This is a genomic window from Rugamonas fusca (assembly GCF_014042365.1).
Taxonomy (GTDB): Bacteria; Pseudomonadota; Gammaproteobacteria; order Burkholderiales; family Burkholderiaceae_D; genus Rugamonas; species Rugamonas fusca.
This window is the reverse complement of sequence record NZ_JACEZS010000006.1, coordinates 96862-118914: the sequence shown is the minus strand read 5'-3', so window position 1 is coordinate 118914 and position 22053 is coordinate 96862. Positions and strand designations below refer to the sequence as shown.

Annotated in this window: 22 protein-coding genes; 3 read left to right on the top strand and 19 right to left on the bottom strand. The window is 65.9% G+C overall.

What is annotated here, in order from left to right; genetic code table 11:
* Window positions 1-74: 74 nt before the first annotated feature.
* The 11 genes from flgL to flgB form a co-directional block, all read right to left on the bottom strand.
* A complete protein-coding gene (gene flgL / locus H3H36_RS09145) occupies window positions 75-1337 on the bottom strand; it encodes a flagellar hook-associated protein FlgL (RefSeq protein WP_229219827.1) in 1263 nt (420 codons plus the stop codon).
* A 23-nt stretch (window positions 1338-1360) separates the two neighbouring features.
* Window positions 1361-3316: a flagellar hook-associated protein FlgK gene (gene flgK / locus H3H36_RS09140; RefSeq protein WP_182216522.1), complete on the bottom strand. Its 1956-nt coding sequence runs from the start codon at window positions 3314-3316 to the stop codon at window positions 1361-1363.
* A 75-nt stretch (window positions 3317-3391) separates the two neighbouring features.
* Entirely contained in the window at window positions 3392-4348 is a 957-nt protein-coding gene (gene flgJ, locus H3H36_RS09135; RefSeq protein ID WP_182216519.1) for a flagellar assembly peptidoglycan hydrolase FlgJ, read from the bottom strand.
* 10 nt (window positions 4349-4358) lie between these two features.
* Window positions 4359-5480, bottom strand: a complete 1122-nt coding sequence (locus H3H36_RS09130; RefSeq protein WP_229219826.1) for a flagellar basal body P-ring protein FlgI — start codon at window positions 5478-5480, stop codon at window positions 4359-4361.
* 2 nt (window positions 5481-5482) lie between these two features.
* Entirely contained in the window at window positions 5483-6139 is a 657-nt protein-coding gene (locus tag H3H36_RS09125) for a flagellar basal body L-ring protein FlgH (RefSeq protein ID WP_182216517.1), read from the bottom strand.
* 9 nt (window positions 6140-6148) lie between these two features.
* On the bottom strand, window positions 6149-6931 hold the full coding sequence (gene flgG / locus H3H36_RS09120) for a flagellar basal-body rod protein FlgG (protein WP_182216516.1): 783 nt from the start codon (window positions 6929-6931) through the stop codon (window positions 6149-6151).
* A gap of 80 nt (window positions 6932-7011) precedes the next feature.
* Window positions 7012-7752, bottom strand: coding sequence for a flagellar basal-body rod protein FlgF (gene flgF / locus H3H36_RS09115; RefSeq protein ID WP_182216514.1), 741 nt, complete (start codon window positions 7750-7752; stop codon window positions 7012-7014).
* Window positions 7753-7820: 68 nt separating this feature from the next.
* Entirely contained in the window at window positions 7821-9368 is a 1548-nt protein-coding gene (locus tag H3H36_RS09110) for a flagellar hook protein FlgE (RefSeq protein ID WP_182216511.1), read from the bottom strand.
* 149 nt (window positions 9369-9517) lie between these two features.
* Entirely contained in the window at window positions 9518-10207 is a 690-nt protein-coding gene (locus H3H36_RS09105) for a flagellar hook assembly protein FlgD (protein WP_182216509.1), read from the bottom strand.
* A gap of 23 nt (window positions 10208-10230) precedes the next feature.
* On the bottom strand, window positions 10231-10641 hold the full coding sequence (gene flgC / locus H3H36_RS09100; RefSeq protein WP_182216506.1) for a flagellar basal body rod protein FlgC: 411 nt from the start codon (window positions 10639-10641) through the stop codon (window positions 10231-10233).
* 2 nt (window positions 10642-10643) lie between these two features.
* Window positions 10644-11060 carry a flagellar basal body rod protein FlgB gene (flgB, locus tag H3H36_RS09095; protein ID WP_182216503.1) on the bottom strand — a complete coding sequence of 139 codons (417 nt, stop codon included), beginning with the start codon at window positions 11058-11060 and terminating at the stop codon, window positions 10644-10646.
* A 181-nt stretch (window positions 11061-11241) separates the two neighbouring features.
* Between flgB and flgA the strand changes: the two genes are divergently transcribed.
* From flgA to H3H36_RS09080, 3 genes are all read left to right on the top strand, one after another.
* Entirely contained in the window at window positions 11242-11940 is a 699-nt protein-coding gene (gene flgA / locus H3H36_RS09090; protein ID WP_182216500.1) for a flagellar basal body P-ring formation chaperone FlgA, read from the top strand.
* A gap of 106 nt (window positions 11941-12046) precedes the next feature.
* Entirely contained in the window at window positions 12047-12352 is a 306-nt protein-coding gene (flgM, locus tag H3H36_RS09085) for a flagellar biosynthesis anti-sigma factor FlgM (RefSeq protein ID WP_182216497.1), read from the top strand.
* An 8-nt stretch (window positions 12353-12360) separates the two neighbouring features.
* On the top strand, window positions 12361-12831 hold the full coding sequence (locus H3H36_RS09080; protein ID WP_182216494.1) for a flagellar protein FlgN: 471 nt from the start codon (window positions 12361-12363) through the stop codon (window positions 12829-12831).
* 87 nt (window positions 12832-12918) lie between these two features.
* Here H3H36_RS09080 and motD read toward each other — a convergent pair whose 3' ends face one another.
* The 8 genes from motD to flhB form a co-directional block, all read right to left on the bottom strand.
* The gene (gene motD, locus H3H36_RS09075; RefSeq protein WP_182216492.1) at window positions 12919-13695 is read right to left on the bottom strand and encodes a flagellar motor protein MotD; all 777 of its coding nucleotides are present in this window, start codon (window positions 13693-13695) and stop codon (window positions 12919-12921) included.
* Window position 13696: 1 nt separating this feature from the next.
* Window positions 13697-14443, bottom strand: a complete 747-nt coding sequence (locus tag H3H36_RS09070; RefSeq protein ID WP_182216490.1) for a flagellar motor protein — start codon at window positions 14441-14443, stop codon at window positions 13697-13699.
* Window positions 14425-15156 carry an RNA polymerase sigma factor FliA gene (locus H3H36_RS09065; protein ID WP_182216487.1) on the bottom strand — a complete coding sequence of 244 codons (732 nt, stop codon included), beginning with the start codon at window positions 15154-15156 and terminating at the stop codon, window positions 14425-14427. The genes H3H36_RS09070 and H3H36_RS09065 overlap by 19 nt, the downstream gene beginning before the upstream one ends.
* Before the next feature lie 16 nt (window positions 15157-15172).
* Complete coding sequence (locus H3H36_RS09060; RefSeq protein WP_182216485.1) at window positions 15173-15997, bottom strand: MinD/ParA family ATP-binding protein; 825 nt, start codon at window positions 15995-15997, stop codon at window positions 15173-15175.
* Complete coding sequence (gene flhF / locus H3H36_RS09055; RefSeq protein WP_182216482.1) at window positions 15990-17348, bottom strand: flagellar biosynthesis GTPase FlhF; 1359 nt, start codon at window positions 17346-17348, stop codon at window positions 15990-15992. Before flhF ends, H3H36_RS09060 begins: the two co-directional genes overlap by 8 nt.
* Window positions 17349-17585: 237 nt before the next feature.
* The gene (locus tag H3H36_RS09050) at window positions 17586-18599 is read right to left on the bottom strand and encodes a DUF4351 domain-containing protein (RefSeq protein ID WP_182216479.1); all 1014 of its coding nucleotides are present in this window, start codon (window positions 18597-18599) and stop codon (window positions 17586-17588) included.
* A 73-nt stretch (window positions 18600-18672) separates the two neighbouring features.
* Window positions 18673-20784, bottom strand: a complete 2112-nt coding sequence (gene flhA, locus H3H36_RS09045; protein ID WP_311196613.1) for a flagellar biosynthesis protein FlhA — start codon at window positions 20782-20784, stop codon at window positions 18673-18675.
* Complete coding sequence (flhB, locus tag H3H36_RS09040) at window positions 20781-21968, bottom strand: flagellar biosynthesis protein FlhB (RefSeq protein WP_182216476.1); 1188 nt, start codon at window positions 21966-21968, stop codon at window positions 20781-20783. The genes flhA and flhB overlap by 4 nt, the downstream gene beginning before the upstream one ends.
* Window positions 21969-22053: the final 85 nt, after the last annotated feature.

The window sequence follows — 22053 nt, the reverse complement described above, 5'->3', positions numbered from 1 at the left end:
CCCCCAGCAGAAAAAGCGGGGCCGTCGCCGGCCCCGCCTGGTGCTGCACGCCCGTCGCGCCGTCCGGCGCCGTCTCAGCTGATGTAGTTGAACAGGGACAGGCCCGACAGCGTCTTGAACGACTTCTGCGCCGCGTCCAGGTTGATCTGCTGCTGGGTGAACGAGGAAATGGCCTTGACCGTGTCCACATCCTGCAAGTCCGACAGCGTGCTGGCGTATTGCAGGTTCAGGTCGTCGCCGGCGCTGTCGAGGTAATCGAGCTCCTTCAGGCGCGAACCGACGGACGCCCGTACCGACAACACGTTGTCGAGCGCGTTATCGATATTGTTGTTGGCTTGGGTGAGCTTGTTGGTCAGGCTGGCCTGGCCGGCCGCGCCGTCGCCGGGCGCGCGCAACGCGCCGATCAGGTCGGTCAGCGTGGTGAAGATGGATTCCTTGGTGGACGGCTGGACCGTGAACTTGTCCTGGTCGGCCGGCGCGCCCTTGATGTCGAACTGCATGCCGTCGAACGTGATGTTCTGCCCGCTGACATAGGGTATCGGCGTGGCCGGCACGGGGGCCGGCGGCACCGGCTGGTTCAGGGTCACGTCGGTGACGGTGTAGGTGGTCACGCTCGGCGTGCCCGGCGTGGCCGGGGTGACGGCGAAATCGATCTGGTACTGGTGGCCCGTGAGCTGGGTCGGATCCTTGACGGAACCGGGCGAAATGATGCCGCTGCCGCCACGCCCGTAGTTGCCCGGATCGGCGCCCGTGACGAAGGTGCCATTGCCGTTCACATTGTTTTCGAACACGGCCGAACCGGAATCGCTGACGGCCAGTTTGCGGGTCGAACCGACCTGCAGCTCACGCTGGCCCTGGTCGCCCTGGTAGGCCGCGCCCGTGGCCGTCTGGGTGAACGGCAAGGTGGTCGACTTGTAGCCGGAGAACAGGTAGCCGCCGGCGCCATCGGCCGTGTTGGCGATGCCCAGCAGGTCGGTGAGCCGGCCTTCCAGCTCCACGGCCAGCGATTCGCGGTCCTTCTGCGTCATCGAGCCATTGCCGGCGTTCACCGTCAGCGTCTTGACGTCCTGCAGCAGGCTGGTGGTGCTGGCCAGCGCCACTTCCTCCTGCGACAGCCCGCTCTTGGCGTTCTGGCGGTTGGTCACCAGCTGGGTGTTGATGCCCTGCGACTGCGTCACCTCGAGCGCGCGCGCGGTGGCGATCGGATCGTCGGCCGCCGTCAGGTTCTTGCGGCCGGTGGACAATTGCTGCTGGGTGCGCGCCAGCGCCGTCTGCAGGGTGCCGATCTGGTTGACGCCGATGTCGTAGATCGTCTTGGAACTGATGCGCATGTTCATGATGCTATCCCGTCAAAAATTGCTTAGCGTATGTTCATCAGCACGTCGAACAACTGCCCGGCCACCTGCATCACCTTGCCGCACGCCTGGTAAGCCTGCTGGTAACGCAGCAGGTTGGCCGCTTCCTCGTCCAGGTTGACGCCCGACACGCTTTGCTGGGCGTTGGTGGCCTGCTGCACGGCCGCGTCGCTGGCCTGGCCGCTGATCTGCGCTTCGCGCGTCTTGTTGCCCACGAAGTTGACCATTTGCGCGTACGAGGACTGGAACGTGGCGTTGCCGCCATCGAGCACGTTCTTGGTCTGCAAGCCGGCCAGCAACTGGCCGTTGCGGTTGTCGCCCACGCCGGCCGTGTTGGGGCCGACCGTGAAGCTGTCATTGTCAGCCGGCGCGCCGCTGATGGAGAAACTGACGCCGCCGAAACTGATGCTGGCGCCATCCGTGTACGGGATGGACGGCGTGCCGGCCGGGTACACGGTGGGCACGCCGTTGACGGTCACCGTCACGTCCTGCGTGGGCGGGAAGCCGGACAGGGCATTGGCCGCCTTGTTGTAGCTCAGCGTCAGCGGCGCCGTCAGCGCGTTGCCCGGCGTAAGGTAGTTGACATCCACACTGCCGGCGCTGATCTTGGCCGTGCCGGCATTGGTGGTGGGCGCGGCCGTGGCGATGGGCGCGGCCAGCGCCACCTTGGTGCGGTCCGTCAGCACCACCTTGACGCTGGCGGCCGCGTTGACCGTGGGCCGCACCAGGAAGTCGTCGCCCGGCTGGGGCGCGCCCGTGATGGTGTAATCGACGCCGTCGATGGTTTGCGGCCCCGTCTGCGGGAACGGATTGATCTGGGTCTTGCTGCCGTCGGACTGGCGGGTCACGTACAAATTGGTGCCGTCGTAATCGACACTGTAATCGCTGGCCGTGAGCGCGCTGGCGTCCGACACGACGGCCGTCACGCTGGCCGTGCTGAGCGGCGAATTGCGGGTGCTGGCCGCCACCGAGGCCTGGATCGGCGCGAAGAAGTCGCCGCCCATGGCGCCGTTCTGGTCCTGGCCCAGGTGGTGCTGCTGGTTGAACGCGGTGACCAGGCCGGCCGCTACCTGGCCCAGCTCGTTTTGCGCCTTGTCCAGCGCGCCACTGCGAAAGTCCAGCAGGCCGCCCAGCTGGCCGCCGGCGAACACGCTCTCGGGCAAGGCGCTGACCACGCTGCCGGTCTGGTAGCCCACCGTCACGCGGGTGACGTCGGTGGGCGAGGTGGTGGTGGCCAGGTTGTAATTATGATTGCCCACCACCAGCGGCTGGCCAGTACCGATCGACACGGTCAACATGTGATTGTCGCCAGGAATGACGGTGGTCTTGACCAGCTTGTTCAATTCCGTCAACAACTGATCGCGGTGGTCGAGCAAGTCGTTGGGGGCCTTGGACGGATCGCTGCTGAGGCCGGAAATGCTGTCGTTCAGCTGCGCGATCTGGCTGGCGTAGGAGTTGATCTGGGTGACGGTGGACGTGATCTGGCTGTTCACGCCATCGCCGATCTCCGACAGCCGCGCGCTCAAGCCCTGGAAGCGGCCCGCCAGCGAATCGGCGGAGGACAGCATGGCCTGGCGCGACGCGGCCGAGGCCGGATTGGAGGCGGCGTCGTGCACACCGTTGAAGAAATCCTGCATGGCCGGCGACAGGCCGGCCGTGGGATCGGCCAGCAGGTTGTCGATCTGGCTGACTTGCGCATAGTAGGTGTCCAGCGAAGCCTTATTGGTTTCCGCCCCGCGCAGCTGGTTGTTCAGGAAGTCGTCGTAATAGCGCTTGACCTGGACCACCTCGGTGCCGGTGCCGACGAAGCCGAAGCCCATGTCCTGGGTGCCCGTGTCGGACTGGATCGCCACCTGGCGGCTGTAGCCGGCCACGCTGGCGTTGGTAATATTGTTGCCAGTGGTCGACAAACCGACCTGGGCCGCCAATAAACCGCTTTTTCCGATGCTCAGTAGGGACATGATGTGTTCTAACGCTCTGTGTGGTTAATTTACGGCGGTGCGGCGCAAAACTTGAACCGGGCCGCCGCCATGCCGTCAGCCGACCAGCGAATGCTTGATGATGTTGGTCAGCTTGCGGGCGTAATGGGGGTCGGTGGCGTAGCCGGCCCGCTGCAAGCCCTGGGCGAAGCTGCTGGCGTCGCCGGCGCTGGCCAGCACTTTCTCGTAGCGGGGATTACTGGCCAACAATTTGGCGTAATCCTTGAAGCTGTCGGCATAGCTGTCGTAGGCGCGGAAGCGCTCGACGCGGGTCTGGGCCTTGCCATTGACATATTCCGTGGTGACGGCCTCGGCCACCTTGCCCTTCCAGTCGGGGCCGGCCTTGATGCCGAACAGGTTGTGGCTGTTGCTGCCGTCGCGGCCCTTGATCTCGCGCTTGCCCCAGCCGCTCTCGAGCGCCGCCTGGCCCAGCATGAACTTGGCCGGGATGCCGGTGGCGCGGCTCGCTTCCTCGGCGTGCGCGCCCAGCCTGGCCTGGAAGCTGCGCACGTGGGACGGGGCGCCGCCCTTGGCCACGTCCGCCGTGCCATCGGTGCCGCTGGCACTGGCCGGCGCGCCGGCCCCGCCGGCGGCCGCGATGGCCCGCTGCAGCAGGGCCGGGTCGAAACGGCTGGTGGGCGCGGGCGCGGCCGTGGTGGAGCCGTCCGTGGCCGCGCCGTCGCCGCCGATGGCCAGCGCCTGGGTGTTGCTGGCTTGCTGCGACAGTTGACGGATCAGCACGTCGGCCAGGCCGATGCCTTTCTTGGCGATGCTCTGGCTGGTCTGCTGGTCCAGCATGGTGGTAAACATCTTGCTCTGCTGGCTGTCGAGCATGCCATCCTGGGGCGTGGCGTCGCGCATGCTCTTCATCATCATGTTGACGAACATGGCCTCGAACTGGGTGGCCGCGCTTTTCAGCGCCTCCGGCGAGCCGGCCTTGGCCGACTGGCGCAGCGCGCCCATGCCCTGCACGTCGAGCGCCAGCTTGCCGGTCAGGTCGTTCTGGGTGTTCATGGGCATGTCCTTAAATGATTTCCAGCTCGGCCCGCAGGGCGCCGGCCGCCTTCATCGCCTGCAGGATGGCCAGCAAGTCTTGCGGCGTGGCGCCGATCGCGTTGAGCGCCTTGACCACATCGGCCAGCGAGGCGCCGCCCTTGACCAGCATCACCTTGCCGCTGTCCTTCTTGATATCGACCTGGGTGTTCTGGGTCACGGTGGTGCGCCCGCCCGACAAGGCATTGGGCTGGCTCACCTGGGGCTCGGCCGTGACGGCGATCGACAGGTTGCCGTGCGAAATGGCGCAGGTGTCGAGCGTGACGGCCCGGTTCATCACCACCGAGCCCGTGCGGGCGTTCATGATCACCTTGGCCGGCTGCTCGGCCGGGTTCACCTGCATCTCCTGCAAGGTGCCGATGAAGCTCACGCGCTGGTCGCTGCTGCTGGGCGCCTGCACCCGGATCACGCGACCGTCGAGCGCGTAGGCGATGCCGGGGCCGTATTTATCGTTGATGGCCTCGACGATGCGGCTGGCCGTCGAGAAATCCGTGTTGTTGAGCTCGAGCTTGATCATGTTGTTCTCGCCCAGCGCCGAGGCCACGGCCCGCTCCACGGTGGCGCCACCGGAAATCTTGCCCACGCTCAGGTGGTTGACCTGCAGCGAATTGCCGCCGGCAGCCACGCCCACGCCGCCCACCAGCACATTGCCCTGGGCCATGCCGTAGACCTGGCCATCGGCGCCCTTGAGCGGCGTCATCAGCAAGGTGCCGCCGCGCAAGCTCTTGGCGTTGCCCATGGACGAGACCGTGATGTCCAGCGTCTGGCCCGGCTGGGCGAACGGCGGCAGCGAAGCCGTGACCATGACGGCCGCCACGTTCTTCAGTTGCAGGCTGGAGGCAGCCGGCAAGTTCACGCCCAGCTGCTGCAGCATGGAGACCACGCTTTGCACCGTGAACGGGGTTTGCGTGGTCTGGTCGCCGCTGCCGTCCAGGCCCACGACGAGGCCATAGCCGATCAGCTGGTTCTGGCGCACGCCGGCGATGCTGACCAGGTCCTTCAGGCGTTCGGCGCTGGCCAGCGGCGCGGCCAGCACGGCGGCGCACAAGCCCAGCACGGTGGCGGCGCGGCGAATAAGGGAGAAAGTGTTCATGATCAGAATGGCAGCAAGCTCTGGAAGAAGCGCGACGCCATCGACGTCATTTCAGCGCGGTCGATCTGGCTGTTGGTGCGGTACTCGACGCGCGCGTCGGCCACGGCCGTGGAGGCCACCGTGTTGCCGGTGGCGATGTTGTCGGGATTGACCATGCCGGAGAAGCGGATGAATTCCGTGCCCTTGTTCATGGCGATCTGCTTTTCGCCGGCCACGATCAGGTTGCCGTTGGCCAGCACTTCGACCACCGTCACGCCCATCGTGCCCGTGAAGGTATTGCTGGCCGACTGGTTGTCGCCGTCCGCATACTTGCTCGCGCTGTTGGCGGCCGCCGTGGCGCCGAAGGTGCCTTGCAGCGGGTGGGGAATGCTGGCGCTGACGCTGCCGGACTTGTTGCCCGAGCTGGCGCCGGCCTTGACGGCGGAGGTTTTTTCCGTGATGACCAGGGTCAGCACATCGCCCACGTGGCGCGCGCGGCGGTCCTCGAAGATGGGACGGAACGCGGCCGGCTGGTAGATGGCGCCGTTGTTGGCCACCGTTTGTTCGGCGGCCAGCGGACGCGAAGTCAGCGGCGTCTGCACGATGGTGGTGGGGATGGCGGTGCAGCCGGCCAGCGCGGCCGCGCTCAACATCACAGCCAGGGGAGCGTAGGTTTTCATGGCGCGTCCTTACATCTGCGTCAGTTTTTGCAGCATCTGGTCGGAAGTGGTGATGGCCTTGCTGTTGATCTCGTAGGCCCGCTGGGTCTGGATCATATTGACCATCTCCTCCACCACGCTCACGTTCGACGTTTCCACGTAGCCTTGCATGATGGAGCCGGTGCCGTTGGTGCCGGGCGTATTGGTCTGCGCGTTGCCCGAGGCGCCCGTCTCCACGTACAGGTTCTCGCCCTTCGATTCGAGCCCGGTGGGATTGATGAAGGTCGACAGCTGGATCGAGCCGATCTGCGACGGCGCCGTCTGGCCCGGCAGCGTGACGGACACGGTGCCGTCGCGGCCCACGGTGATGCTGGTGGCGTTGACGGGGATGGTGATGGCCGGCTGCAGCACATAGCCGCTGGAGGTGACCATCTGGCCATTGTTGTCGCGCTGGAAGGAACCGTCGCGGGTGTAGGCCGTGGTGCCGTCGGGCAGCAGCACGTTGAAGAAGCCGTTGCCGTTGACCATCAGGTCCTTGTCGTTGCCCGTCGATTGCGGATTGCCCTGGGTGAAGATGCGCTCCACGGCCACGGGCCGCACGCCGGTACCGATCTGCATGCCCGACGGCAAATTGGTCTGCTGGGACGACTGGGCGCCCGGCTGGCGCACATTCTGGTACAGCAAGTCCTCGAACACGGCGCGCGATTTCTTGAAACCGTTGGTGCTGACGTTGGCCAGATTATTGGACGTCACGTCCATCTGCGTCTGCTGCGCCTCCATGCCAGTCTTGGCAATCCAAAGTGAACGTATCATGTGCTTCTCCCAGTCGCTTGGCGCGCAGCGGCCGGTACGACCACTGCTTATCCCATGCCACCATTATGGAGGAGCAACACTCAACTCAAAGCGAGGATCTGGGTGGCTTTTGCGGCGTTATTCTCGGCGTTCTTCAGCAAGCTCATTTGCATCTCGAACTGGCGCGCCAGGCTGATCATGTTGACCATGGAATCGACGGCGTTGACATTGCTGCCTTCGAGCGCGCCATCGACCAGGCGCACGGACGGGTCGTTGTCGGCCGCCACGCCGCTGTTCAGGCGGAACAGGCCGTCGTCGCCGCGCACCAGGGCCTTGGGGTCGGGATTGACCAGCTTGATGCGACCCAGCACATTGGCCGGCCCCGGCTTGAATTCGGTCGAGATGGTGCTCACCGTGCCATCGCTGGCGATGGACACGGTGGTGTCGGGCGGCACGGCGATCGGGCCGCCGTCGCCCTGCAAGGTCTGGCCGCTGGACGTTTGCAGCAAGCCATTCTCGCTCACCTTCAGGCTGCCGTTGCGGGTGTAGGCTTCCGAACCGTCGGCCGATTGCACGGCGATCCAGCCCTCGCCGCGCAGCGCCACGTCGAGCGCGCGGCCGGTGGTCTGGATCGGGCCGGCGCGCATGTCGGCGCCGGCCGTCGTGTCGACCACGAAGGTGCGGGTGGGCAAGCCTTCCGACATCACGGGCACGGCCCGGAACGCGTCGAGCTGGGCCCGGAAGCCGGTGGTGGTGGCGTTGGCCAGGTTGTTCGACACGGTGGCCTGCTGGTCCAGCACGTGGCGCGCGCCAGTCATGGCGGTATAGACGAGACGGTCCATGGTGTTCGGTCACTCCGGTTAGGGGATGGGCGCGGCCGGCTGGCCGCGCCCTAGGCGTCAAGCCAGGCTTAGCGCAGGTTGACCAGGGTTTGCAGCACCGAGTCCTCGGTCTTGATGGTCTGGGCGTTGGCCTGGTAGACGCGCTGGGCCGTGATCATGTTGACCAGCTCGGCCGTCAGGTCCACGTTCGAGGTTTCCACCGAACTGGCGCGCAACTGGCCCAGGCTGCCCGTGCCCGGCACGCCGATCTGCGGCACGCCCGAGTTCGAGCTTTCGGCCCAGGCGTTGTTGCCCAGCGGCGTGAGGCCGTTGACGTTGGAGAAATTGGCCAGCACCACCTGCGCCAGCGGGCGCGACTTGCCGTTGCTGTACTGGCCCAGGATCACGCCGTCGGCGCCGGCCGCGAAGCGCTCCAGGTGGCCCGACGAATAACCATCCTGGGTCGAAGCCTTCTCGCTGGTGCTGCTGCCGTACTGCGTGGTGCCGACCCAGTTGGCCTTGATGGTCAGCGGCTGCAGCGAGCCCGTGTCCGGGAAGATGGGCAGGCTGATCGTCAGCGGCAGCGTTTGCGGGGTGGGCAGGTTGGCCATGGCGGCCGCGCTCAGCGCGCCGTTGTTGTTGAACACCAGGCTGCCCACCTTGACGGCCGGCACGCTGACGGCGGCCGCCAGCGCGGCGTCGATCTGGTCCAGGTTGGTGCCGGTCTTGGTGCCGGCGCCGTTGACGGGGTCGAAGGCGGCCGTCAGCGCGTCGATCTGGGCCTGGCTGGCGCCGGCGGCCGTGGCCGCCGCCACCATCACGGGACCGGCCGCCTGGGCGTAGGCCAGCGCGTCGGCGTCGATGGTGGCCTGCACGGGCGGCAAGGCGTTCACGTCGGTCTGGTATTGCAGGCGCGCCGCCTGCACGCCGGGGTCGGCCAGGATGGAGGTGGCCACGGCCTTGGCCGTAATCTCGGTGCCATCCACGCCCGCGTACACGTCCCAGTTGTTGGCGCCCGTCTTCACGTAGTAGGTCGACATGGTGTGGGCGTTGCCCAGGCTGTCGTACACGTCCAGCACGGTCTGCTTGTTGTAGGTGAGCGGATCGTTGGCGTCGAACGGTACCTTGGTGGGCGCCAGCGTGTTGGAATTGAGGTTGAGCGAGAAGTTGGCCTGGGTGGTGGCCACCGGCGTCAGGTCGGACGAATCGATGGTGATGGGCACGGGCGCGCCCTGCAGGATCACGCCCTGGGAATTGGTCAGGTAGCCCGTCACCTGGGCGCCCTGGGCATTGATCAGGGTGCCGTTCTTGTCCATCTGGAACTGGCCATTACGCGAATACTGGATCGCGCCATCGGTCGTGGTGGTACGGAAGAAGCCGCCACCATTGATGGAGATGTCGAGCGGGTTGTTGCTCGTCTCGATATTGCCTTGGGTGAACTGCTGGGCGATCTGGGACACGGACACACCGATACCGGCGTTGTTGCCGCTCACGCCGTTGAGCGAGTTGGCGTACAAGTCGGCGAACTGGGCCTGGGAACCTTTGAAGCCTACCGTACTGGCGTTGGCGATGTTGTTGCCGATCACGTCGAGCGATTTAGACGCGCCATTCAGGCCGCTGAGTCCTTGTTGGAACATGGTATTCCCCTATCTGATGAGGTGGCTTACAAAACCGGTTGAACGTTGAGGTTGTTTCAAAATGACCGTGGCGAGGCGTGGCGGCGAAGACAGTGCGCTGGCACGGCGAGGCGCCACAACGACGCCACGGGCTTGTTGAAACGACCTCCTTACAGTACTTGTTTGATGTCGGCCATGGTCAGCTGGCCGATCGCGGGCACGTTGAGCTTGACCCCGGCGCTGCCGGTGGACACGCTGGCCACCGTGCCGAAGGTGAGCGCGGTGGCATCCTTGAGCGGCTGGCCGCCCGTGGTGGCCGTGACGGAAAAGGTATAGTTGCCGTCCGGCGCGACCGTGGTGCCATCGTCGAGCTTGCCGTCCCACACCAGCGGCAAGGTACCCACGTCCACGCCTTTCATGGCGATGCTGTGCACCACGGCGCCGCGGCTGTTCTTGACGTCGATCTGCACCGTGTCGGCGGCCGTGGCCAGGTCCACGCCGAACACGGCCTTGCCGCCGGCCAGGGTAATCTGGCTGCCCGGCGCCAGCACGCCATGGTTGATCAGGCTGGTGGCCTGCATCGCCTCGCTGGACTGGTAGCTGGACTTGAGCGACTCGAGCGTCGTGTTGAGCTTGTTGACGCCCGTCACCGTCGACAACTGGGCCAGCTGGCTGGTCACTTGCGCGTTATCGAGCGGGTTCAGGGGATCCTGGTTTTTCAGCTGGGTCACCAGCAGGGTCATGAATTTGTCGGTGTCGGCCTGGGTGCTGTCAGTGGCCGTCGCCTTCTTGGGATTGACGGCGTTGAGCAAGGCGGACGACGGCGCGGCGCTGCTTTGTACGGTGGATGCGGTGGACATGGGAGCCTCGGTTCAAAATTGGCTTACTGGCCGATGGTCAGGGTTTTAAGCAACAGGGTCTTGGCCGCGTTCATGGTTTCCACGTTGGTCTGGTAGGAACGCGAGGCCGACAGCATGTTGACCATTTCATCGACCACGTTGACGTTGGGCATGGTCACATAGCCCTTCTCGTCGGCCAGCGGATTCTTGGGGTCGTACTTGAGTTTCATGGGCGAGGGATCCTCCACCACCTGGCGCACCCGCACGCCAGTGGAGGCGCCGCCATCGGTGGCCGGGGTGGCTTCGAACACCACCTGCTTGGCGCGGTAGGCCTCGCCGCTGGCGCTGGTGGCGCTGTCGGCGTTGGCCAGGTTGCTGGCCACCACGTTCAGGCGCTGGGCCTGGGCGCTCATGGCCGAACCGGAAACATTAAAAATACTGAACAGCGACGACATGATTAGTTACCTCCCTGAATGGCCGCCATCATTTCCTTGATCTGGGCGTTGATCATCGTGATGCCGGCCTCGTAGCGCAGGCCGTTGTCGGCGAACTGGTTGCGCTCCACATCCATGTCGACCGTGTTGCCGTCCACGGCGCCCTGCACCACGCCGCGGTACAGCAAGGGCGTGCCATCGGGCAAGGCCGAGCCATCCTTGGCCGGGGCCGGATAGTGGCGCGCGGCCGTGGTCCGCAACGGCGCCGGGGCGCTGGCGGCCAGGGCGTTTTGCAGCGCGCTGGAAAAGTCGATGTCGCGGGCCTTGTAGTTAGGGGTGTCGCCATTGGCGATGTTGGACGCGAGCACCGTCTGGCGCTGCGAGCGCAGGCTCAGCGCGGCTTCGTGAAAGCGCAGGTAATCGTCGAGTTTCCCTAACATGACAAGCTCCAAGGTGTGCGTCCGGCGCGACTGGCATGGACGAACGGGTGATGACAGGAGCCATCATACGACCGCTTGCCCGGCGGCAATCGCACGATCAGGCTGTGCTTTTCCGCCCTATTCCGGGCTTGCCCGCTGGCGGGCCGGACTATCATGGCACCATTCCAGGAAAGCCCACGCCATGAAACGACCGTTGATTACCTCCTTGTTGCTGACCTTACTCGCCGCGGGCGCCTGTGCCGCCGAGGCGAACGGGGGGCACCAGGACGCGGCCGCCATCCGCCAGAGCGTGGAACAGTTCCTGCAGACGCAAACGGCCGGCCTGCCAGGCCAGGCCAGGGTGACCGTGGGCGCGATCGACGCCCGCATGGCCCTGCCCGCCTGCCCCGCGCCGCAAGCGTTCCTGATGCCAGGCAGCCGGGCCTGGGGCAAGACCACGGTGGGCGTGCGCTGCGCGGCGCCGCAATGGACCATCTACGTACAGGCCAATGTGAGCGTGGTGGCCGACTACATCGCCAGCGCCGTGCCACTGGCCCAGGGCCAGACCATCGAAGCCGGCCAGCTGGTGGCCGTGCAGGGCGACCTGACAACCTTGCCGCCGGGCATAGCGACCGACATGGCCCAGGTGGTGGGCCGCTACGCCAACGTGTCGCTGCCATCGGGCACGCCGCTGCGGCTGGACACACTCAAGAGCCGGCCCGTGGTGCAGCAGGGCCAGCTGGTGCGGCTGGTATCGAGCGGCAATGGGTTTTCCGTCTCGGCCGAGGCGCGCGCCGTGAGCACGGCCGGCGATGGCCAGGTGGTGCAAGTGAGAACTGCCGGTGGGCAACAAATTAGCGGGATCGCCAGGGCGGGCGGTCTGGTGGAAGTCGCGTTCTGAAGAAATATGGGTTCTATGCGGCAAGACGCGCTAAAGTTTATTCAAGCGACGCCGTTATAGACTCATATCCCGGAGTCCTGGGCTCCGATCAGACGAGGATGATGCTGTGAAAATCAACGATACACTCAAGAGCACCCCCGGCCTGCCGACGTCGCCAGCGGGCGCGTCCAACGCCCGCGGTGCCGACAAGGCGGCCGCGACGCCGGCCGCGACGGACAATGTACGCCTGTCGCCGCAAGGCCAGGCATTGGCGGCCAGTGCGGCCGGCGGCGGCAGCGCCGTGTTCGACACCAAAAAGGTCGAACGCATCAAGCTGGCCATCGCCGACGGCCAGTTCCAGGTCAATTCGGAAAAAGTGGCGGACGGCCTGCTGGACACGGTCAAGGATCTGCTGCATTCAAGGAAACGTTAGGACTCACCATGCAAACCGTCGACCCGATGCCACTGCTGCGCGAAGAACAGCGCCTCATGACTTCCCTGCTGGACGTGCTCAAGCAGGAACAGCAGCATCTGGTGGCCGCCCATATCGACGGCTTGACGGCTTTGACGCCGGAAAAATCGGCCCTGGTCGCCCGCATGGCCAGCCTGGCCAACCAGCGCCACGGCGCGCTGGGCGCGGCCGGCTACGCGCCGCAGGAAGCGGGCATGACGCAATGGATCGCCGCCCGCGGCGACAGCGCCGACCACGCCCTGTGGCAAACCCTGCTGGAACAGACGCGCGAAGCGAAGGAACTGAACCGCATCAACGGCATGCTGATCAACAAGCACATGAGCCACACCCAGGGCGCGCTGCAAGCGCTGCGCCCGCGCGCGGCCGCCAGCAGCAGCTTCTACGGTCCCAGCGGCCACGCCACCACCTCCACCACCAGCCGCGGCTTCTTCGCCGGCTAAGCCAAAAAGAAAAAAGGGGACGGACCCCAATTTTCGCCATGCGAAATTGGGGTCCGTCCTCTTTTTGCGTTCCCGTTTTTTCCGCGTTTATTGCGGCTTGATGGCCGGCGTCGGCAATTCCGTCACCGTATCGGGCAAGCCGGACAGGATGGTCACGGCCACCCGGCGGTTGCGGGCCCGGCCCTCGGACGAGGCGTTGGACGCCACCGGATGATTGGCCGCGTGGCCGACGGCCGTCAGCCGCGTCGGCGCCACGCCGGCGTCGATGAACAGCCGCACCACGCTGGCCGCGCGCACGGATGACAGTTCCCAGTTCGAGGGATATAGGGTATTGCGGATGGGCTGGTTGTCCGTATGCCCTTCCACCTGCACGTCGTGGCCGTCATCCTTGAGCAGCACGGCCACGGCGCGCAGCGCTTCCGTCGATTCGGCCGTCAGGCGCGCGTCGCCCGGATCGAACAGCACGCTGGCGTTGATCTCCACGCTGACCCCGCGGCTGTTCTGCGTCACCCGCACCTTGCCTTCCTTGACCAGCGGCGCCAGCGTGGACAGCAGATCCTGGGCCAGCTTGGTCATGTGCTCCTTTTCCTTGCGCAGCAATTCGGTGCGCCGGCGCAGGCCGGGATTGGGGATGGGCAGGTTCTGCACCTGGGTGGTGATGGGCTTGGCCGCGCCGGCGCCGCCAAAAGCGTCGCCCAGCGCGTCCGAGAATACCTTGTACTTGCCGATATTGACCGAGGAGGCGGCATACATGACGACGAAGAACGCGAACAGCAGCGTGATGAAATCGGAATACGAGATCAGCCAGCGCTCCGGGTTCTCCACCTCCTCGTCGAACTTCCTGCGCGCGCGCCGGTACTGCATGTCAGTGTTCCCGCAGCAGCGTGGCCACGCGCTCGTCGATCACGCGCGTATGGTCGCCGGTGGCGATGTCGTGGAACACGGCCGCCGCGATCTCCTGCTGGTGCACGGCCTGGGTGACGATGGCCTTGAGCTTGTTGGCCACCGGGTACAGGAACAGGTTGGCCAGCCCCACGCCGTAGATGGTGGAGACGAAGGCGACGGCGATGCCCGAACCGAGCTTGCTGGGGTCGGTCAGGTTTTCCATCACGTGGATCAGGCCCAGCACGGCGCCCAGGATGCCGATGGTGGGCGCATAGCCGGCCGCCGATTCCCAGATCCGCACGGCTTGCCGCTGCTCCGTCTCGTAGGCCGTGATTTCCGTGTCCAGGATGTGGCGCAGCTTGTCGGGCGCGATGCCGTCCACGATCAGGCGCAAGCCCTTGGCGTTGAATTTGTCCTTGGAGGCGAGCATGTAGCGCTCCAGCGCCAGCAAGCCATCGCGCCGCGCCGCCAGGTTCCAGGCGTTGATCTCGCGCGCCAGGGCGGCGCGGTTGTCCGGCGGCGGCGAGAACACCAGGCGCAGCATGCGCAGCCCGCGCCAGAACGTGGGCGGCCGGGTCTGCAGCAGCACGGCGCCGAAGGTGCCGACGATGACGATGGCGAACGCGGCCGGCTGGACCAAAGACCCCAGCTTGCCCCCTTCCAGCCCCTGGCCGACGAGGATGCCGGCCAGCGCCAGCAACACCCCGGCTACGCTGGCCCAGTCCAAGACCGCTCCCGTAAGGTGGCGCGCAGCCGCGCGACGGCTTGCGTGTGCAACTGCGACACGCGCGATTCCGATACGCCCATGACGGCGCCGATTTCCTTCAAGTTCAATTCCTCTTCGTAGTACAGGCCCATCAGGATCTTCTCGCGCGGCGGCAAGGCGTCGATGGCGTCGATCACGGCCTGGCGGAAGTCGCCGTCGAGCAGCGAACGCAGCGGATCGCTGTCCTCGTCCGAGCAATAGCGGTCGAGGAAGCTGTCGTTGCCATCGTCGTCGTGGAAATCCTCGTAGTAGACCAGCTGGTGGCCGCCACCGTCGGACAGCATTTCCTGGTAGTCGGCCAGCGACATCTTGAGCATCTTGGCCACTTCCGATTCCGTGGGCGGGTGGCCCAGGCGCTGCTGCAACGTGCTCATGGCCGTTTCAATCTTGCGCATGTTCTGGCGCATGGAACGGGGCAGCCAGTCGCTGTTGCGCAACTCGTCGAGCATGGCGCCACGGATGCGCAGCACGGCATAGGTTTCGAACTGGGCGCCATGGGTTTCCTCATAACGGGTGATGGCGTCGAGCAAGCCTATCATGCCGGCCTGGACCAGGTCGTCCACCTCCACGCTGGGCGGCAGCTTGGCCTTCATCTGATGGGCCAGGCGCTTGACCAACGGCATGTGCTCCGTCAGCAAGCTGTCTTTGCTCGGTTTCCCTTTGACCGTGTACATAAATTCTTGTTATTCGTTAGGCGCTGATATGGTTATGGCTCCCCGCGCGGATGGAAGGCGAGCCGGCCAGCGCAAACCGCCGCGCCAGTTGACGAAACGCGACCGAGGCGCCGGCCAGCGGGAAGGCGTCGACCACGGCCCGCCCCAGGCGCGCAGCCCGCTGCAGGTATTCGTCGGCCGGCACCGAGCCCATGGAAACCAGGTTGACCGCCAGGTAACGGCTCGCCGCTTGCGCCATGTTATCGTATACCACCTTTGCTTCCGTTTCGGAAGCCCCGGTGACGAGAATTCCGAACGGACGCCGGCCCAGTTCATGGTTCAGGCGCTTGATCATGGCGTAGGCGGCCGTGATCGAGCGGGCGTTGTTGGACACTTGCACCACGATCTCGGCGCTGGCCATGACGGGCACGGGGAAGGCGCCACCGTCGCATTCGCCATCGACGATCACCATGTCTTTTTGCCTGACCAGCACGTCGAAGGCCTTGGCCAGCCGGCGTGCCTCGTCCGGGCCGCGGCGCGCTTCGCCGCGCGTCATCGAGGCCACCGTGAAGCCTTGCGGCGCCTCGTACAGCACCTGGTTCAGGGCGCACTCCTGGCGCGCCACATCGAGCAGGCTGGCGCCGCCGTCCAGTCCCAGGCGCGAGGCCACGCCATGGGCACTGGCGCAGGCATCCATCAGCAGCACGTCGTTGCCGGCCCGGGCCAGCGAGGCGCCCAGGTTGACCAGCATGGCGGCCTTGTCGTCCTGCGGCGTGGCCGACAGGAAGGTGACGATGCGTGGCGTGGGGCCGGCCAGCATCCGGCGCAGGCCTTCGGCCTGGTCGAAATCGAAGTTAGCCAAGGTGCACCTCGCGCAGCGAGCCGTCGGCGCCGGCGTTGGACATCAGCAGCGGCAATTCCGCGTCCAGGTACTGGCCGGGGATGGCGTCGCGTTTGAGCTTGAAGGCGCGGTCGATCAGCCAGGCCGGGTCGGCCAGGTGCAGGTCTTCCGGCACGCGCTGGCCGTTGGAGACGTAGAACAGGTTCAGTTTCTGGCGGATCACCACGTCGAGCACGTTGCCGATGGCGGCCGCCTCGTCGAGCTTGGTCATGATGCAGCCGGCCAGGCCGCTGCCCTGGTAGGCGCGCACCACTTCATTCAAGGTTTCCTGGGTGGCCGTGGCGTTCAGGCACAGCACGCGCTTGACGTCAGCGCCCGCGCCTTGCAGCATGGCCACCTGCTCCGTCACCATCTGGTCGCGCTGGCTCACGCCCACCGTGTCGATCAGCACCGTATGCTTGTTCTTCAATTCCTTCAGGGCGATGCGCAGGTCGGCTTCGTCCTTCACCGAGTGCACCATCACGCCGAGGATCTTGCCGTAGATGCGCAGTTGCTCGTGGGCGCCGATACGGTAGGCGTCCGTCGTGATCAGGGCCAGCTTGTCGGCGCCATGGCGCATCACGCAACGCGCGGCCAGCTTGGCCGTGCTGGTGGTCTTGCCCACGCCGGTGGGGCCCACCAGCGCGAACACGCCGCCCTGGGCGATCAGCGCGTCCTCGTTGGCCATGGTGCTCAGGTTACGGGTCAACACGGTCTTAATCCAGCGCATGCTGTCGGCCGCGTCGCGGCTGGCCGGCAGCTTTTCGATCAGGTAACGCGCCAGGCTGGCCGAGAAGCCGGCCGCCAGCATCTCGCGCAGCACGGCCGCCTTGTGCGGTTCGCGCTGCTGGGTCGAGCCCCAGGCGATCTCGGCCAACTGGGTTTCCATCATGCCGCGCATGGCGCGGATCTCGTTCATCATGCCACTCATTTCGGCGGCCGCGTTCTGCTTGGCGCTGGCGACGGCGGCGGCCACCATTTCCGAAATGCGTTCCATGTCGAGCGCGGCGGCGCGCGGCTGGGACGGGGCGGCGGCGGCGGCCGTGGCCGAGGCGTAGGACGAAGGCGAGGCCACCACGCGGCGCGCCGGTTGCGCCGGCATCATGGGCGCCGGCGCGGCCGGCGGCAGCTCCAGCTGCGGACGCGGTGCGGCCATCGGCGATTGCGGCGCGGGCGAGGCCAGCGAGGCGGCGTCGTCATTGGCCAGCGCCAGGATCTCCACCTCGCCATCAGCCTGGCGGTTGGACAGGATCACGGCGTCGGGGCCGAGCGCCTCGCGCACCTTGCGCAGCGCCTCGCGCGAGGTGGGCGCGGTGAATTTCTTGACGTTCATGGCCGGCTCCCCTGGGCAAGGGCAGCGCGTGGTTGGGAAAGTGGTTTGGCCATCATCATCGACTCCTGTTACTTGAGCGCCGCGCCTTCGACATGAGGCGCCTTTGCTCTGACAGTGTCATTATTGACGATGCACCAAGGAAACGATCCGATGAACAGGGGTGGAAATGGGCCGTATTTCAGCGTTGCCCGCGCGACGATGGGCGCGCAGCAGGATGGCCAGTGGCCAGTGATGTGGTCAGGCCCCGCCAAATACCTCGTCCAGGCTGGTGGCGCTGAACAGTTTCCTGGCCCAAGCGTCGAGCTCCCCGGTATCAGCGGCGGCGAGGCGCGCGCGGATGGCGGGCGGCACGCTGCCGAAACGGGTTTCGATGAGCAAGGCGAGCAATTCCGAGCGCCCTTCCTGCCGCCCTTCCTGCCGCCCTTCCTGCCGCCCTTCCTGCCGCCCTTCCTGCCGCCCCTCCTGCCGTCCTTCCCGCAAGCCTTCCTCGCGCCCCTTCTCCATGCCTATTCTCTCAACCGAACTCACATATCGCATGGCCTGCTCCCTTTCCAGCGTTTGAATGTCGCGCCACAAGACCAGCTCCAGTTCGGGAGGCAGGCGCATCACCCAGTCGATCAACACGTACAAGTCTATGATACGTTGTTTGTCCCAATCCCGCGCATACAGCAAGCGCGTCAGCCGCCATTTGGCTGCATGGCGGCGCGCCGCGTCGCCGCGGGTTTGGCGCGTGAGCAAATGGGCCGCCGCCACCAGTCCGAACGGATTCGATTGCCTGAGCAACTGCTCGATCCGTGGCGCGTAATCGCTCAGTTTGACCACGCTGAAGTCCAGCTGTATCTGGCAACCGAATAGCTGGTAGCAGAAGCGATGGGGCCGCCAGCGCGGACTGTCGTCGGTCAGCAGCACCAGGCTGGCGACGGGACGGCGGAAGCGGTCGTAAGTGCGGTAATGATAGGAAAATATCCGCTCCGCGAACGCACGCTCTCGCCTGCCCTGCACCTCGAGGTGGATCAGCACCCACCGCTGGCCGCCGTCATGCGTGTAGACCCGCACCAGCCGGTCGGCCAGCCGTTTGCCCAGTTCGCCGTCGCGCGCCAGTTGCGCCAATTCCTGATCCAGAAAATCGTGCGGCCGCCGCCAGTCGATTTGCCGGTGGGCTTGTGGGAAGAAGAACGCCATGAAGGCCGGAAAATAGCGCGTGACTGCGTCTTTCCATGGCGTGTCGTAGTCGTCCTGAGTGGGGGCCATGGGCCCAGTCTAGGCTGGCTGCGGCGCGGCCCCGTGCGCGCGCGCAAGGGACCGCGCGGGGGACGGTGCTGCATCAGGCCGGCTGGCCGCCCACCAGCGACGTCACGCGGATGGTCTTGGTTTCCGGAATCTCCGCATGCGACAGCACTTTCAGCTGCGGCAAGGCGCGGCGCAGGAAACGCGACAGCAAGGCGCGCAACGGCCCCGGCACCAGCAGCACCGGCGTCAATCCCAGCGCTTCCTGCTGGGTGGCGGCCGCCTGTGCCTGCTGGGCGATGGTGTCAGCCAGGCCCGGCTCGATGCCGGCGCCATCCGGGCCGCTGGCCGACAACGCCTGCATCAGCAAGCGCTCCAGGCGGTTATCGAGCGTCATCACGGACAGTTCGCCGGCACCGGGGAACAGTTGCTGTACGATGGCCCGGCCCAGCGCGATGCGCACCAGCGCCGTCAAGTCGTTCGGGTCTTGCGTGTGCACGGTGTGCTCGGCCAGCGTCTCGATGATGGTGCGCATGTCGCGGATGTGCACGCCTTCGACGAGCAGGTTCTGCAATACTTTCTGCAAGGTCGACAGCGACACCATCTTCGGCACCAGGTCCTCCACCAGCTTGGGCGCGTCCTTGCCCAGGTGATCGAGCAAGGCTTGCACCTCGGCCCGGCCCAGCAGTTCCGACGCATGGGTGGTGATCAGGTGGTTCAGGTGGGTGGCCACCACCGTGCCGGCGTCGACCACCGTGTAGCCCATGGTCTGGGCCTGGTCGCGCAGGCCGGCGTCGATCCAGGTGGCCGGCAGGCCGAACGCGGGATCGGTGGTCACCAGGCCCGGCAAGGTGCCGCTGGCCATGCCCGGATTGATGGCCAGGAACTGGCCGTTGAACGCTTCGCCCGTGCCCACTTCCACGCCCTTGAGCGTGATGCGGTAGGCCGATGGCTTCAGTTCCAGGTTGTCGCGGATATGCACCGGTGGCGCCAGGAAACCGACTTCCTGCGCGAACTTCTTGCGGATACCCTTGATGCGCTTGAGCAACTCGCCGCCCTGGGTCTTGTCGACCAGCGGAATCAGGCGGTAGCCCACTTCCAGGCCCAGCGTGTCGACCGGCATGATGTCCTGCCAGGTCGCCTCTTCCTGCTCGGGCGCGGCCGGCGGCGGCGCCTCCGGCGCGGCCTCGGCGGCCGTGGCGGCGCTGCTGGCGCGCCGCGTCAGCAGCCAGCCGGCGCCGACCAGGATGCTGGACAACAGCAGGAACACCAGGTTGGGCATGCCCGGAATCAGGCCCATGCCGCCGATGATGGCGCCCGTGATGTACAGCACCTGGGGCTTGGCGAACAGCTGGCCGATCACCTGGCCGCCAATGTCCTGCTCGCTGGCCACGCGCGAGACGACGATACCGGCCGCCGTCGAAATGACCAGCGAGGGAATCTGTGCCACCAGGCCGTCACCGATGGCCAGCAGCGTGTAGTTCTTGATCGCGTCGGCGAACGACATATCGTGCTGTAATAAGCCCACCAGCAAGCCGCCCACCACGTTGATGACCGTCACCAGGATGCCGGCCACGGCGTCGCCGCGCACATACTTACTGGCACCGTCCATGGCGCCGTAAAATTCCGCTTCCTGCGCCACTTCGCTGCGGCGCTTGCGCGCTTCCGCTTCGCCGATCAGGCCGGCGTTGAGGTCGGCGTCGATCGCCATCTGCTTGCCGGGCATGGCGTCCAGTGCGAAGCGGGCGCCCACCTCGGCGATACGGCCCGCGCCCTTGGTGACGACGGTGAAGTTGATGATGGTGAGGATGACGAACACGACGATACCGACCGCGTAGTTGCCACCGATCAGGAAGTGGCCGAACGCTTCGATCACCTTGCCGGCCGCGTCCGCGCCCGTGTGGCCTTCCGTCAGCACCACGCGGGTCGAGGCCACGTTCAGCGACAGGCGCAGCATGGTCGACACCAGCAGGATGGTGGGAAAGGCCATGAAGTCCAGCGGCTTGACCGTGTACAGGCTGGTCAGCAGCACGATGATGGCCAGCGCGATATTGAAGCTGAAGAACAGGTCGAGCACGAAGGCCGGCAGCGGCAGCACCATCATCGCCAGCAGCATGACGATCAGGATGGGCGCGGCCAGGCTCTTGTTGGCGCCTTTGGCCAGGCCCTGCATCCAGGCAGGCAGTTTCAGGTTGCTCAGGGCATTCATGCGGGTGCTCCGTTATTCGTATCGTTAAGCTTGCCACGGCCGGCGTAGGCGGGGTTGAGCGGGTCCAGTTCAGGTGGCACGTCCAGCCTGGTCGGGGTGTCGGGACGGTGACCGCCCTGCTTGCTGAACATGCGCAACTGGAACACATAGGCCAGCACTTCAGCCACGGCCGCGTACAGCGCCTCGGGGATCTCGTCGCCGATTTCCGTGTGCTTGTGCAGCGCACGGGCCAGCGGCGGCGCTTCCAGGATGGCGACCTTGTTTTCCCTGGCGATCTCGCGGATCTTGGCCGCCACCTCGTCCGTGCCCTTGGCCACCACGCGCGGCGCACCGCGCGAACCGTCGGCGTATTTCAGCGCCACGGCGTAGTGGGTCGGGTTGGTCACCACCACGTCGGCCGTCGGCACGTCGGCCATCATGCGGCGCTTGGCCATCTCGCGCTGCATCTGGCGGATCTTGGCCTTGATCTGGGGATTGCCGTCGGATTCCTTGGACTCCTGGATCATTTCCTGGCGCGTCATCTTGAGCTTGTTGGCGTAGTGCCACATCTGGTACGGACCATCGACGGCCGCGATCAGGCCCAGCGCGCCGACGATGAACAGGAAACTCATGGCGATCATGTCCAGCAAATGCACGCTGCCGAGCTTGAGCGGCTCCACGGCCAGGCCCAGCACGGCATCCTTTTGCTTCATCACCACCAGCCACGCCACCAGGCCCACCACCAGCGTCTTGGCGATGGCCTTGAGCAGCTCCACCAGCGCGTTGGCCGACACCAGGTTGCCCAGCCCCTTGAGCGGGTTGAGCTTGCCGAAGTTGGGGGTGATGGCCTTACCGCTGAACAGCCAGCCCCCCACCAGCAGCGGCGAAGCCAGCGCCACCACCATCACGGCCAGGCCCAATGGCAAACAGGCCAGCAGCACGCGGCCCACGTCCATGCCGATGCGGGTCAACAGCACGTCGGCGTGGAAAATCTGTTCCTGGTCCAGCGCCAGGCCCGACACCATGGCCGAACGCAGCTGGCGCACCAGCGAGGAACCGGTCAGCCACAGGCCGGCGCCGGCCACCATCAGCACGGTGAACGTCGCCACTTCCCGCGATCGGGGAACGTCGCCTTCTTCTCGCGCCTGCTCGAGGCGCTTCGCTGACGCCGGTTCGGTCTTTTCTGCGTCGCTTTCTTCAGCCATCGCCTGCTCCTGTGGATACGCTAGCCATCATAGGCGATATTGCCGTATGGCTATTTCACGAACAACGCGGGAAAGTCCCTGCAAT